A 12,627-nucleotide genomic window follows, 5' to 3' on the forward strand; every position below is an offset into this window, starting at 1 on the left:
CTTTTTGCTATTTCACCCGCAGCGGAGCGATAAGCGGGGCACCGCCATGCTTGACGATGTCCGCCTCTACCCCATACACGCCCTCCACGAGCTCCCCCGTGAGCACGTCCATAGGCGTGCCTTGAGCGCGGATGTGTCCCTTTTTGAGCACCACCAGCTGGTCACACATGCGCGCGGCCAAGTTAATGTCGTGAATAGCTACAAGGCCCAGGCTGCCGTCGCGCTGCGCCTTTGCCCGCACCTCGTCCAGCACGAAGATCTGGTGATGGAGGTCGAGGGCGGATGTAGGTTCGTCGAGAAGCATCAGGCCTGGGCTGCCTACCAGCATCTGTGCCACCGCTACCAGCTGGCGCTGGCCGCCGGAAAGCTCGTTGAGGTAGCGCGAGGCGATCGCATCCAGCCCAAGGGAGTGCAGAACTTCGCCGGTGCGCGTAATTGGGTCCTCGCAGGCTTCGCGGCGCGCGGAAATCAGCACGGCCTCAAAGGCGCGCAGGGCGGCCGTACTAGTAAGGTCTTGCGGCACGTAGCCAATGAGCTGGCGGCGGCGCTTGCCGCGCGGTGCCGTGCCATCGACGCGAAAATCCACTTCGCCCTGGCAGCCGCGGTGCACGCCGGCCAAGGACTTACTCAGCGTGGTCTTTCCGGAGGCATTTGGCCCCAACAGCCCCACCAACTGCCCGCCGTGGAGTTTTTCCACGTCCACGGACTCCAGCACGCTGTGCTTGCCATAGGCCGCACTTAGCCCGGAAATAGTCAGTTCTACGTCCACAGGGCCCTCCTTCGGGTCATAACAATGGCAATGAAGAATGGCACACCCAGCAGCGAGGTGACGATGCCAATGGGGATCGCCAGTCCTGGCTTAATCATCAGGCTCACCGCGTGCGCGGCACACATGACGGCGGCGCCCGCAGCCATTGAGGCGGGCAAGAAGTAACGCTGGTCCTCGCCCACCAACATGCGGGCAATATGCGGGCCGACCAGACCAATGAAACCGATGATGCCGGCAAAGGCCACCGTCGTCGCCGCGACGAGCGAAACCACGATGAGCACCACGATGCGCAGGCGGGAGGTATTTACGCCCATCGCGGTAGCGCGGGCATCGCCAAGCCGCAAAGCAGTAAGACGCCAGCCCAGCGCCCACAGGATGGGCAGGGCGATAATCAGCACGGCCGCCAGCACCCCATTGGCCGCCCAATTGGCGCGGGTAAGCGAGCCCATGGACCAAAACACGATCTGCTGCAGCGCCTCGGCCGAGGACTGGTATTGGATAAGCGCCAGCATGGCTTGAAAAAAGAACACCAACCCGATGCCAAGCAGCACCATGGTCTCTGCCTTCGCGCCACGGATGACGGCCGCGATAACAATGATGGCCGTAGCCACCGCGGCAGCAAGCCACGCCACCAGCGCCAAGTTAAACTGCGGCTGCGCAATCAGCTGCCACTTGAGCACAATGGAGGTGGCGCCGCCAAACGCGGCGGCCGCAGAAATGCCGAGGGTAAATGGCTCGGCCAGCGGGTTATTGAGGATGGTCTGCATCTCCGCGCCGGCCAAGGACAAGGCCATACCGATGAGCACGGCCATCACGGCCATGGGCAGGCGCAGTTGCCACAGCACCGTGCGCGTCTGGTCCTCCAGACCCGCAGGATTCACGATGCCCTTTATTACCTCGCCCGGGCTGATATCAATCGCACCGACGAAGTTGCTAATGACAAATGCGACGGCCGCAATCAGGGTCAGGCCCGCAACGATGCCTATGCGTTGCCAGGTTAGCTTCTTATGTTGCCGCGCGAGCGCGGCTACCTCTGCACCCTCCATTAGTTGGTGCTAAAGAAGGTTCCCTCGCCCGAGACCGGCGAGTACTTTTCTTGCGCATCCATCCACTGCTTGGCGACGTCCATATCGGCATACGCCTCCGGGTCGATCCACTCCGCCACCTGCAGCAGCGCCAGGTAATTAAACGGCGAATCATAGAACTGGTGCCACATGCTGTGCAGGTGATGCTCCTTAACCGCACGCAGCTTATCGAAGCCGGCCTGCTTCTCCGGTAGCTTCGCGATGCTGCCCTTGGCTTCCTTTTCATCAATGCCGTAGCCCACTGCGGCGTATCCGACAGGGTGGCCTTCATCGTCCTTCATCTCAGACCAATCGCCACCGGTGGCGATGATCATATCCGGGTCAGATTCCAGGACCTTTTCCGGGGTGATTGTGCCGGACTCGCCCGGAATGACTTTATCGCCGATATTCTCGCCGCCGGCCGCGTTGACCAGCTGGGAGATATTGGAATCGTTCCAAGATCCGCAGCAATCGGAGACACCGGCCGAGCGCCAGACAAAGGTCTTCGGCTTATCTTCTACCTTCTCCGCGCGGTCCTCGACCAAATCCACGGTCTTTTGCCAATCCGAGTTAAATTCCTCAGCTCGGTCCTCTTGCCCAAAGATTTCGCCGAAAATATCCATGGTCTTCGGGGTATTTTCCAGCGGCTTGCGGCGGAAGTCGGTCACCGCGTACTTCAGGCCAGCTTGGTCCATCTTGTCGGTCAGGCCCGCCTCACGGGAAGCATCGTACTGATCCAGCGAGAGCACGATGAGGTCCGGGTCCAAGCTCACCAGCTTCTCCACGGTGACATCGCCCTTGGCAAAACCGCCCACCTCGGGGACTTCGTTTACGGACGGTAGCTCTTTTTCCAGCGCCTTGTAGTAGTCCGGCACGTTCTGCTTCAAGTCCGTGCCAATGCCGACGACCTTATCCAGCGGGTTATCGGTATTAAGAATGCCGGTAGCAAAAAGCGATCGGCCCTCGCCCAAAATCACGCGATCGGGAGCCTTATCTAGTTCCACGTCACGGCCGGTGATATCGGTAAAAGAAAAGGCAGCATCGTCGCTTGCTCCGCCGGTTACTTCCTCGGCTGCACCGCAGCCGACCAGCGCCATTGCCGACGCCGCCACAACCGCCATCACCTTAAGGGGAGTATGAGCCATTTTTAGTCCTTGGTCGTTGGATGCCCTCGCGGCTAACGCGAAGGGCCTTACATAGGACATCCTAACCTGATTAAGTAAGGCAACCCAAACCTATACGGGTTCGCCGTTAATGGCATAGTCCTCCAGCTCGCCTTTCGGCACCTCCGTGCCGTCCGACATGGTGCGATCTTCTAACTCTCCGTCCGGATCCACGATGGCGATATCGAACCCCGACTCGCGAATACGGCGCAGCCCTTCCTTCAGCATGCGCCGGCCCATGCGGTTCGTACCAGAAATATGGGTCAGCTCCAGCACCACCGTGCCCTCGCTGAAATCTGATTCCATCAGCTCATACAAGACGGTCTCGGCCGCGTTGAAGTTAATCAAGCCCTGCAGATAAATCACCGTTAGCTCTGCATCCTGCTCCACCTTGCGCACCGGATTCACACCGTAGCGCTCATCCGTGGACATTAGATGCAGGCCCATATCCTTCGAGAGCAGCTTGAACGCATCCACACCGCGCACCGAGTTGCCCTCTTTATTAAGCCGCGGCGAGAACGTCGCCACGCCCAACTGGCCCGGCAACGTGCCCAACAGGCCGCCCGAGACACCCGACTTCGCCGGGATTCCCACCTCGGCCATCCACCGGCCGGCGCCGTCATACATGCCGGCCGAGCTCATTACCGATAGCGTCAACCGGCACACGTCCGCATCGAGAATCTTGTCTCCCGTTACCGGTTGCACGCCGCCATTGGCCAGCGTTGCCGACATCACGGCCAGGTCCCGCACCGTCACCACAATCGAGCACTGCTCGATATAGGTCGAAACCGCATCGTGCGCCTCATCCTGGATGATGTCGTAATTGCGCAGCATATGCGCCAGGGAGAGATTGCGTTCGCTGACTTCGAGCTCGGAGTCGCGCATGGGGGCGTCGATAAGCAAATCGCGGCCCGCCAGCCGCGAAAAATAGGTACGCAAACGCTCCACGCGCGCGGCCGGCTCCGAATCCACGCCATTAATCAACTGCGTGACCGCAATAGCGCCCGCATTGATCATGGGGTTGACCGGCCGATGGTCATCGCGGTTTAGCGATAGCTCATTAAAAGCCTCGCCCGAAGGCTCCATGCCCACGATGTCGCGCACCGCGGAAAGGCCGAGCTCCTGAAGAGCCAGGGCATAAACAAAAGGCTTGGACAGGGACTGGAGGGTAAATTCCACCTCATCATCGCCCGCGGAGTACACGTGGCCGGTAGTCGTACACATCGCTGCGCCGAGGTACTCAGGCTCCGCCTTGGCCAGCTCCGGAATATAATCCGCCACAGCGCCGTCGCGGTTATCGCGCACCTTGTTGAGGATTTCCTGCAAATAAAAAGGGATTGGTGTCTTCATCCCAACCCAGCCTACGAAAAAAGTCCCCGCGGTGCGGGGACTTCGCTAATTAGTGGCGCTCGGACAGCAGGCGCTGCAGCTCCTTCAGGTCGCTCTTGCGGCGACGAGAGCGGAATACCGAGAAAGCAATCAGGCCCACTACGGCTGCGCCGACGCCGCCCAGCGCCAGCTGCACGTTGCGTTCCTGCAGCTTATCGGTGGCCGCGGTCTTGGCCTCATTGGCAAAGTTCTGCGGCTTGCTGCGCTCCGCGAGCTCGTCCAAAGTGCCGGCCAGCTGGCGGCGGGTGCGCTCAATATCGCGCTGAATATCTTCAATATTGCGTGCCACGACGTTCTCCTCTTAATTTAGGTTCGCTCTTAACGGGGTCATTCTACCCCGCCGGCACAGCGGCGTGCAGCCCGGGCGGTAAGTATGGTGGGGGCCATGACTGAAAACCGTTTGAATACTGGAGACACCGCCCCTGCCTTTGCGCTTGCCGACGACGCCGGGAACACCGTTTCCCTCGCCGATTACGCAGGCCAGCGCGTACTCGTCTACTTCTACCCCCGCGCGAATACCCCAGGCTGCACTAAAGAGGCCTGCGATTTCCGCGACTCCCTGGAGCAGCTCAATGATCTCAATATCGCCGTAGTGGGTATTTCGCCAGATAAGCCGGAAGCACTGGCAAAGTTCCGCGCGGACCACGATCTCAACTTCCCACTGCTTTCGGATCCGGATAAGTCCGTCATGACCGCCTACGGCGCGTTTGGGGAGAAGAAGAACTACGGCAAGGTAGTCCAGGGCGTCATCCGCTCCACCTTCTTGGTCGAGCCGGATGGCACCATCGGCCAGACGCATTACAACGTTAAGGCAACCGGCCATGTCGCCCGCGTGATGAGGGGCCTTAGCTAGCACCGGGAGAGATCCTGCTACCGCGGTGTCGACTTTGCGCCCTTCGCCTTCGACGAGGCCGTCCACCGCGCCGGGGCACCCGTCGGTGCGTTGTACCTCGCCTGCGAGCTCACTCGGCACGACACCGCCGCGGATGCCGAGCGCCAGCCACATCTCCCGCTATCCGAAACCCTCTCCCTCTCGCGCCGTCCATAAGCGTTGACGACCGCATTGACCTGGCTGGATTCCTTATCCACAGCGTCGTCGCGCAGCTCAATTGCGCAACTGCGGGCGATTCGGATGTCTTTGATGCCGTGGTCGTAGAGATTAAGCGCATGTCCGTTTCGTACCTTTTTGCCATTGCGGGCTTTTGAGGAAGTTGACGCTTAAACAAGTTATCCACAATTGCGAACGTCCTCGCCTCGGCTCACCCGCCGGCTCTGCTTAAAGTTGCAGCTATGAGCGCACTGCAGGCCTATGCCACCCATATAAGCTCGGCGATGGATATCCTCGCCGAGGCCCATGGCATGCCTGAGCGCGCCCTCCTCGAGCTTGGTTTGCCGGACGTGGAAGCGCGCGAACTGCGCGCCATGGCCGAAGTCTATTTCGGCACGACCGGCTTTAGCCGCAAGCAACGCCACGCGGCCACGGCCGCCCGCCACCACGACCTAGTAACCCTCAAGCTCATCGAAAAATACGTTTCCCGGCTGCGCAATAAACGTGACGCCTGGAACTTGCGCGTGGAATTATGCCGCCTGCGCGGGCCAGCCTCCGAAATCGCGCGCCGCGCCAAGCAACGCCTCCGCGATCTTCGCCCGCGCCGCACCCCGCCCCGCGAAGGAGTGCAGTTGCTGCGCCGGCCGAACGGCCCGTGGACGATGCGGATTACTGCCCTGTCGGCCTTCCTCGCGGAGTTCGACGCCGCGCTCGACCCCGCACGCCCGCTGGATTCTCTGCGGGATCTCCTACGCGGCACAGGCGTCCCTTCTGCGCGCACCACGACCAATGTCATCATCCCACTCAACGCGCTGGACCAGATCCTGGACGGCGATGGCGAAGAGGTCACCCTGCGCCTGACCAACGGCGCCACCATTACCGGGGCCGAGCTGGTCGAGCGCACCTTCACCGAGCACGGCCTAGTCACCCTTATCCACCCAGTCAAAGGCCCAGTCAACCTGTATCGCGCCTCCCGCTACGCCACCGACAAGCAGCGGCAGATGGCCGCGGCCGAGAACCCCACCTGCCCTTGGCCGCCGTGCAACCACCCAGCCGATAAGGCCCAAATTCACCACCTCAAGGCATGGAAGCACGGTGGGCTGACCAATATGGACAACCTGACCGTGTGCTGTCCGTACCACAACGGGGTCAACCAGGACGATCCGAATGCCCCGCCGCTACGCGGACGCCTTGCCCGAGTCAATGGCAAGGTCCGCTGGGTCCGTTAGCGCTGCCTCTACGAGGTAGCGCTACTCGGCGTGCTCTAAAAAGTTCGCGTAGGCTTCGGCGGCTACCCGCGCGAATTCGGCCGGCGTCATGCGGGCCATGCCCTCCGGCAGGCTGCCCCACAGCGGACAGCCGGTCACCACCGGCATCTCCTCGAGGTTCAGACGTGTAGCTAAGTCCGGTTCGGCCGGCAGCGAGCCACCAACCAGCCCGAGCACCTCGATTCCGCGGCGTTGCGCCTCGCGCACGGTCAGCTCTGCCGCGTTGAGGCTTCCTAAGCTGAGGGAGGTGACGATGAGGAGCCTATCGGCGACGTCGGCAAGCGTATAGGCGTCTGCCAGACGCACGAGCAGCCCGCCGGCGCCTTCAACAAGCACCACGCGTCCGGGCGCGTCGAGGGCGGCAATCCACTCCTTGAGCTCCTGCAGGCTGGGTTGGTCCATGCCGGCCCGGCGCGCAGAAAGGTTCGGCGCCAGCGGCTCCGGGAAGCGCACCATCTCGGTGACCTCCACGCCTGCCAGCTTGCCGACGGTCGCCGCATCTCCCTTTCCCTCCGGCTCCCCCGTCTGCAGTGGCTTAGCGTAGACAACCTCGCGGCCGCGTTGCTTGAAGGCGCTGGCGAGTGCGGCCGTGGCCACGGTCTTGCCGACGTCCGTGTTCGTCCCCGTCACGTAAATGATCACTGTCGTCCTCCTGCCACCGCGGCGCGCACGCCGCGGCACATCTGTGTTACTTCGTCCGCGGTGCTGATAAACGGCGGCATGATATAAATCAGCCGGCCGAACGGGCGCAACCACACGCCCTGTTCTACGGCCGCGGCCGTCGCTGCGGCCATATTTACTTCGCGTTCCATTTCCACCACGCCGATGGCGCCAAGCACGCGCACATCCGCTACTCCCGGCTCCTCGGCTAGTCCTCCAAGCCCGCGCTGCAGCTGCTTTTCGATGCCCGCTACCTGCTCGCGCCAGTGTCCTTCCAAAATGAGCTCAGTTGCCGCGGCCGAAACGGCGCAAGCAAGCGGATTAGCCATAAACGTCGGTCCGTGCATCAGCGCGCGCGGGCGCATCCCTTCGGCAATCTTCGCAGTAGCGAGCGTGGCGGCCATGGTCATAAACCCGCCGGTCATCGCCTTGCCAACGCACATAATATCTGGCACGACGCCGGCCGCTTGAGTGGCAAAAAGGTCGCCAGTCCGGCCGAAGCCGGTGGCGATCTCATCTGCGATGAGCACGATTCCGTGGCGGTCACAAATATCGCGGGCCCCGCGTACCAGCTCGTGGTCGTGAAAGCGCATGCCTCCCGCGCCTTGGACTACAGGTTCGATGACTAGGGCCGCGACCTCCTCTGTGATGCACGCTTCCAGTTCGTGCAGATAGGTTGCGCGCTCGGCCGGGCTAGCTCCGCGAGTAGGCGGCGCTGGGGCGAAAACCTGGCGCGCTAAGGTGCCAGTCCACATCGAGTGCATACCGCCTTCGGGATCGCACACGCTCATCGCCGCGAAGGTATCGCCGTGATACCCCGATCGCCACGTCAGCATCTTGGTGCGCTCCGGGTGCCCTAGGCCGCGGGCGTACTGTAGCGCCATTTTGATGGCTACTTCTACCGATACAGATCCGGAGTCCGAATAAAAGACCTGCTCGAAATCACCCCGAGTCAGTTCCATGAGGTTACGGGTCAGCCGCGCGGCAGGTTCGTGGGTGAGCCCGCCGAACATGACGTGACTCATCTGCTCGATTTGTGCAGCCGCTGCTGCCTTGAGTCGCGGGTGTCCGTGGCCGTGGGCGGCGGCCCACCAGGAAGACATGGCGTCGATAAGCGTGGTGCCATCCGCAAGCGTTAGATGGACGCCGGCGGCCGAGTCCACCACAAGCGTTGGCTCACCTGGCTCGGCGTAGGGGTGCCAAATGTGTCGCGCGTCGAGAGCGGCAATATCCTCCGCTGAAATATCCATGATTTTAGGTCTATCACAGACTTTCGGCCGTTATAGTGCTTTTATGACAATTATTAAACAGCGTTCAATCCGGCGTTTACCCGCGGCTTTACCAGCAATCGCCGGAATTGAAATGTGGGAGCGCTTTAGCTTCTACGGCATGCAAGCCATCCTCGCCTACTACCTTTACTCCGCATCCGGCGGGCTCGGCATGGACCAGGCGCAGGCCACGGCGCTCGTCGGCGCATACGGTAGCCTGCTCTACCTGTGTACTTTCGTCGGCGGGTGGGTCAGCGACCGGCTCTTGGGCGCCGAACGCACGCTACTTGCCGGCGCAGGTCTGCTCATTTGCGGGCACTTTTCGCTGTCCTTGGTGCCTGGCGCGGCAGGTCTCGTGGCCGGACTTTTGCCGCTTGCGCTGGGATCAGGACTGCTCAAGACAGCAGCGATTACCATTCTGGGTGCGGCTTTTCCTCCCGCGGCCGGCGCACGAGATGGCGCCTTCCAGATCTTTTATCTAGGAATTAATATCGGCGCCCTGCTCGGGCCGATGCTTACTGGATGGCTGGCACAAGAATACGGCTACCACGCCGGCTTCCTTGCGGCCGCGGTCCTCATGTGTTGCGGGTGCGTCCTCTACGGGGCGCTGCGCCGGCGGGTAGTCGCCGAATTCGATTCGCGGCCGCCCAACCCCACCACTACACCGGGCAGAGCCGCGTCGATAGCGCTGGCGGCCGTCGTGGGTGGCGTCGTCGTTGCGGTGACTGTCTCGCCAGATAAGCTGGCCATGCTTTTGCTCTTTACGACGATCGCGGCCGCCCTCGCCCTCTTCGCCAGCATGCTGCGATCGCCGCGGGTCAGCGCGCCGGAGCGGCGGAAGGTCGTGGCATATATCCCGCTGTTTTTCTGCTCGACGGCCTATTGGACCCTCCAACCGCAGATTTACGGCGTGCTAGCCGTGTACTCGGATCAGCGTGTAAACCGCATGGTAGGCGGATTTGAGATTCCAGCGGCGTGGACGCAATCGCTCAACCCACTGTTCATCTTGGTGTTGTCCCTTCCACTGGCGGCAGGCATGGCCCGCTGGGCCCGCTCGCGACGTCTACTAATGGCCGTAGGCATCATGGTGGCTGGTTCCGGAATGTTTGTACTGTTGCCGTTCGTCGGGGGCGCAGAAAACTCAACGCCGTTCGCGGTTTTGGCCGTGACCATCTTCTTGATGTCGCTCGGCGAGCTATTCATCGGACCAGTGGGCATGGCGGCATCGGCCGCGCACGCACCGCGGGCCTACGCGACGCGCTTTTCGGCGCTGTACTTTCTCACCATGGCCATCGGCACCTCGCTGGCGGGAACACTATCGACGCTCTATGACCCTTCCTCGGCAGATGCGGAGCGGACCTATCTACTTATTGTCGGAATCGTCCCCGTCGCACTGGGGCTCATACTCTTGGTCGGCCGAAAGGACGTCGTGGACGAGGTTTCGGGCGGCGTTTAAGGTATCGGCTTCTGAGGCAGGTTGGGTGTCGATGGAGAAGATCTGGCACTCGTGATCCGGCACAACTTCCGCGCTACGGGTAATGCCCCGCTGCGCGGTATAGGCATCAAAGAGGTTATCGATACTCAGGGCTAGTCCTCGCTTTTGAGCTGGTCGCGCAGCTGCTGGAAATACTCGCGGGCGGCCTGCGGCTGTGCGCTAGAGTCCGGTCCTTGTTGTGGCTGCTTTGACTGTTCGGAGCGTTGCTGCTCGGCGCGCTGAGAGGTCGCGGTGGCTTCGCGCTCGATTTCCTCCGCGCGGGAAGGCTTCTTTGGCTGCGGACGGCGACGCTGGCTCGACCCCTCGGCGGAATCGAGGGCGCGGTTAGCCATGAGCACGTCGCGCATTCCGCCGAAGAGATCGCCCATGCCCTGCGGATTGGAGGGCATGTAGAGCACGGAGGCTTGGCCATTGTGGGAGACGTCGACCATCGCGTCGAGGTACTGGGAGACCAGCATGAGAGCCTCTGGGGATTCTTCCACGCCGGCATCGCGCAGCATCTCGTACTGTTGGGCAATGCCTTCCACGATTTCCTTGCGCTGATCCGCAACGCCGCGGCCCTGGAGCTTCTTGGCCTCGGCGGCACCCTCGGCTTCCTTGACCACACGGATCTTTTCGGCTTCTGCCTGGGCGACGGCCGCCTCGCGCTCGCGCTGCGCTGCGTTGATGGAGTTCATAGACTCGCGCACGCGGGAATCGGGGCGGATATCGGTAACCAAGGTATTGACGAAGTTCCAGCCGTACTCGGCCATATTGTCACGCAGGGAAGCAGCAACATTGCGAGCGATGGTGTCCTTGGAAGAGAAGGAATCATCTAGGTCCATATTCGCCACGGAGGAGCGGACGTTATCCTGCACGTAGGCCACAATCTGCTGCTCATGGTTAGAAAGCATGTAGTAAGCCTCGCGCTCGCGGCCTTCGACTACCTCGTATTGCACCGCTACCGGGATTTGGACAAAGACATTATCCTTCGTCTTGGTCTCTACCATGACATCCAGCTGGCGCACCTGCAGCGAAATTTTATCGCGCACACGGTCCACCCACGGCAGCTTAAAGTGCAGGCCAGCATGCGCCACCTTCTGAAACTTGCCTAGGCGCTCCAAGATGGCGGCTTCCCGGGTGCGGACGATGAAATAGCCATCAAAAAGGGTGCCCAGGATAATCAGCACGATGAGGACTAAAACCATGGTTGCGATCATTGCTTCTCCCTAAAAATCGTATTGGTCACTAATATTTTCGCATAGGAAAAAGCGAAACGCTAGTGATCGTCGATAAGCGAAAAGAGCCTGCCCAAGATGGTTGCGCCGTCTTCTCTAATGCCGTTGTGCTGGAACTCATTGCTAATCCACGGGCGCAGGTCACCCAGGTGGGCGGCGGTGGCCAATGACTCCTCGAGTGGGACGAAAATATCATCGACGTAAATGGCTGCGGCCGTAGTCGGCACCTCGCCGAGCGCATAGGGCGGGGAGAATTCGTGGTGGGCAAGGCCGTGGGCGGCGTCGGCAAACGCGTGCAAAGCGGGGTCTTCGTCGAACTGCCAGGGAAAGATGTGCTCGCCGGTCAGCCACGTACCGGACTCGGCAAACTCGGGGAACTCCTCGCGCACGCGGTGCGCCGCCCAGTTTGTAGCGGCCTGGCCCTTGGTGCCGCCGTAGATGGATTCATGGATGGCGGCATACAGCGGGCCGTCTGCAAAGCTCACGCGCTGGCCGACGTCCGCCAAGAAATCGCCCCGCAGCCGCTTCTCCCCCGCCACGGTGCGGAAGGGCTCTTCCAGCAGATAGGCCAGCGAATCGAAGCCAGTGCCGCGGCCGAGCTCGATGCCGATGGTGCGAAAACGCAACGAGGACAGGCGCTCACCGGTGGGAAGGCGCTCGTCCGAGTTGTCTAGGTGGGAAATGATCTCCTCGATGCGACCTTGAGCCCATGGGAACTCGTGGTAGTAACGCTGCTGGCGGGACTTAAGCTTGCGAAAAGTGGCGCGGTAGAGATCGTCCGCGCCCTGCAGCGTGGGGATACCGCCGGTAAAGAAGGCATGCTCGACACGTTCAGGCGCTTGGGACAGGTAGGCGGTAATGCAAAAACCGCCGAAGGATTGGCCGAAAAGCGACCATTTCTCTACACCGAGGTGCTCGCGCAAGCGCTCGGCATCGCGGACGATATTGTCCTGACGCAGCAACGCTAGGTGAGCTGCTGTGCGCTCCGCGGCCGGGCTGAGTGCATCGATGCGGTGCGAGCGGCCGGTGCCGCGCTGGTCCATGAGGATAACGCGGTAGCGCTCTAGCGCCTTGCCGATCAGTCCCGTGGGCGCCAGCGGCCGGGGCGCTGGGAAACCGGGGCCGCCCTGCAGGTAAAGCAGCGCGGGCAAGTTTTCACCGCCCGGTGGAATGATTTCGCGTGCATAGAGCCCAAAAGTCCCGTGGGGATTGGAATAATCCCACGGGACTTCTAGGTGGTGCTGTTTAATTGTGTGGCCAAAGCGGCGGTAGTCGGTCATGCCCTC

Annotated in this window: 12 protein-coding genes; 3 read left to right on the forward strand and 9 right to left on the reverse strand. The window is 61.6% G+C overall.

The window, feature by feature from the left end; all coding sequences use genetic code 11:
* Positions 1-7: 7 nt before the first annotated feature.
* The 5 genes from L8V01_RS03950 to L8V01_RS03970 form a co-directional block, all read right to left on the reverse strand.
* Complete coding sequence (locus tag L8V01_RS03950; protein ID WP_269945825.1) at positions 8-769, reverse strand: ABC transporter ATP-binding protein; 762 nt, start codon at positions 767-769, stop codon at positions 8-10.
* Positions 760-1,815 carry a FecCD family ABC transporter permease gene (locus L8V01_RS03955; protein ID WP_269945826.1) on the reverse strand — a complete coding sequence of 352 codons (1,056 nt, stop codon included), beginning with the start codon at positions 1,813-1,815 and terminating at the stop codon, positions 760-762. The genes L8V01_RS03950 and L8V01_RS03955 overlap by 10 nt, the downstream gene beginning before the upstream one ends.
* A complete protein-coding gene (locus L8V01_RS03960) occupies positions 1,815-2,978 on the reverse strand; it encodes an ABC transporter substrate-binding protein (protein ID WP_269945827.1) in 1,164 nt (387 codons plus the stop codon). The genes L8V01_RS03955 and L8V01_RS03960 overlap by 1 nt, the downstream gene beginning before the upstream one ends.
* Positions 2,979-3,068: 90 nt before the next feature.
* Complete coding sequence (locus tag L8V01_RS03965) at positions 3,069-4,346, reverse strand: glutaminase (RefSeq protein ID WP_269945828.1); 1,278 nt, start codon at positions 4,344-4,346, stop codon at positions 3,069-3,071.
* Positions 4,347-4,395: 49 nt separating this feature from the next.
* On the reverse strand, positions 4,396-4,674 hold the full coding sequence (locus tag L8V01_RS03970; protein WP_259887666.1) for a DUF3618 domain-containing protein: 279 nt from the start codon (positions 4,672-4,674) through the stop codon (positions 4,396-4,398).
* Between the two features lie 96 nt (positions 4,675-4,770).
* Between L8V01_RS03970 and bcp the strand changes: the two genes are divergently transcribed.
* Positions 4,771-5,238 (forward strand): thioredoxin-dependent thiol peroxidase, encoded by a 468-nt coding sequence (gene bcp, locus L8V01_RS03975; RefSeq protein ID WP_269945829.1) that lies wholly within the window; start codon positions 4,771-4,773, stop codon positions 5,236-5,238.
* A gap of 437 nt (positions 5,239-5,675) precedes the next feature.
* Positions 5,676-6,662 carry an HNH endonuclease signature motif containing protein gene (locus L8V01_RS03980; RefSeq protein WP_269945830.1) on the forward strand — a complete coding sequence of 329 codons (987 nt, stop codon included), beginning with the start codon at positions 5,676-5,678 and terminating at the stop codon, positions 6,660-6,662.
* 21 nt (positions 6,663-6,683) lie between these two features.
* Here L8V01_RS03980 and bioD read toward each other — a convergent pair whose 3' ends face one another.
* Together bioD and L8V01_RS03990 are read right to left on the reverse strand one after the other, a co-directional pair.
* Positions 6,684-7,343, reverse strand: a complete 660-nt coding sequence (gene bioD / locus L8V01_RS03985) for a dethiobiotin synthase (RefSeq protein WP_269945831.1) — start codon at positions 7,341-7,343, stop codon at positions 6,684-6,686.
* Complete coding sequence (locus tag L8V01_RS03990) at positions 7,340-8,611, reverse strand: adenosylmethionine--8-amino-7-oxononanoate transaminase (protein WP_269945832.1); 1,272 nt, start codon at positions 8,609-8,611, stop codon at positions 7,340-7,342. Before L8V01_RS03990 ends, bioD begins: the two co-directional genes overlap by 4 nt.
* 43 nt (positions 8,612-8,654) lie before the next feature.
* Here L8V01_RS03990 and L8V01_RS03995 point away from each other — a divergent pair, with 43 nt between their 5' ends.
* The gene (locus L8V01_RS03995) at positions 8,655-10,085 is read left to right on the forward strand and encodes a peptide MFS transporter (protein WP_269945833.1); all 1,431 of its coding nucleotides are present in this window, start codon (positions 8,655-8,657) and stop codon (positions 10,083-10,085) included.
* Between the two features lie 131 nt (positions 10,086-10,216).
* Here the strand turns inward: L8V01_RS03995 and L8V01_RS04000 are convergent, their stop codons facing one another.
* Positions 10,217-11,323: an SPFH domain-containing protein gene (locus tag L8V01_RS04000; protein ID WP_269945834.1), complete on the reverse strand. Its 1,107-nt coding sequence runs from the start codon at positions 11,321-11,323 to the stop codon at positions 10,217-10,219.
* A 59-nt stretch (positions 11,324-11,382) separates the two neighbouring features.
* Positions 11,383-12,621 carry an alpha/beta fold hydrolase gene (locus tag L8V01_RS04005; RefSeq protein ID WP_269945835.1) on the reverse strand — a complete coding sequence of 413 codons (1,239 nt, stop codon included), beginning with the start codon at positions 12,619-12,621 and terminating at the stop codon, positions 11,383-11,385.
* Positions 12,622-12,627: the final 6 nt, after the last annotated feature.

The sequence above is a fragment of the Corynebacterium curieae genome (assembly GCF_027570035.1).
GTDB classification, from domain to species: domain Bacteria; phylum Actinomycetota; class Actinomycetes; order Mycobacteriales; family Mycobacteriaceae; genus Corynebacterium; species Corynebacterium curieae.

Bases quoted from the DNA above. Each gene is read 5' to 3' on its own strand.
- L8V01_RS03965 (WP_269945828.1), bottom strand. From the start codon at position 4,346: ATGAAGACACCAATCCCTTTTTATTTGCAGGAAATCCTCAACAAGGTG.
- L8V01_RS03960 (WP_269945827.1), bottom strand. From the start codon at position 2,978: ATGGCTCATACTCCCCTTAAGGTGATGGCGGTTGTGGCGGCGTCGGCA.
- bcp (WP_269945829.1), top strand. From the start codon at position 4,771: ATGACTGAAAACCGTTTGAATACTGGAGACACCGCCCCTGCCTTTGCG.
- L8V01_RS04000 (WP_269945834.1), bottom strand. From the start codon at position 11,323: ATGATCGCAACCATGGTTTTAGTCCTCATCGTGCTGATTATCCTGGGC.
- L8V01_RS03980 (WP_269945830.1), top strand. From the start codon at position 5,676: ATGAGCGCACTGCAGGCCTATGCCACCCATATAAGCTCGGCGATGGAT.
- L8V01_RS03955 (WP_269945826.1), bottom strand. From the start codon at position 1,815: ATGGAGGGTGCAGAGGTAGCCGCGCTCGCGCGGCAACATAAGAAGCTA.
- L8V01_RS04005 (WP_269945835.1), bottom strand. From the start codon at position 12,621: ATGACCGACTACCGCCGCTTTGGCCACACAATTAAACAGCACCACCTA.
- L8V01_RS03995 (WP_269945833.1), top strand. From the start codon at position 8,655: ATGACAATTATTAAACAGCGTTCAATCCGGCGTTTACCCGCGGCTTTA.
- L8V01_RS03990 (WP_269945832.1), bottom strand. From the start codon at position 8,611: ATGGATATTTCAGCGGAGGATATTGCCGCTCTCGACGCGCGACACATT.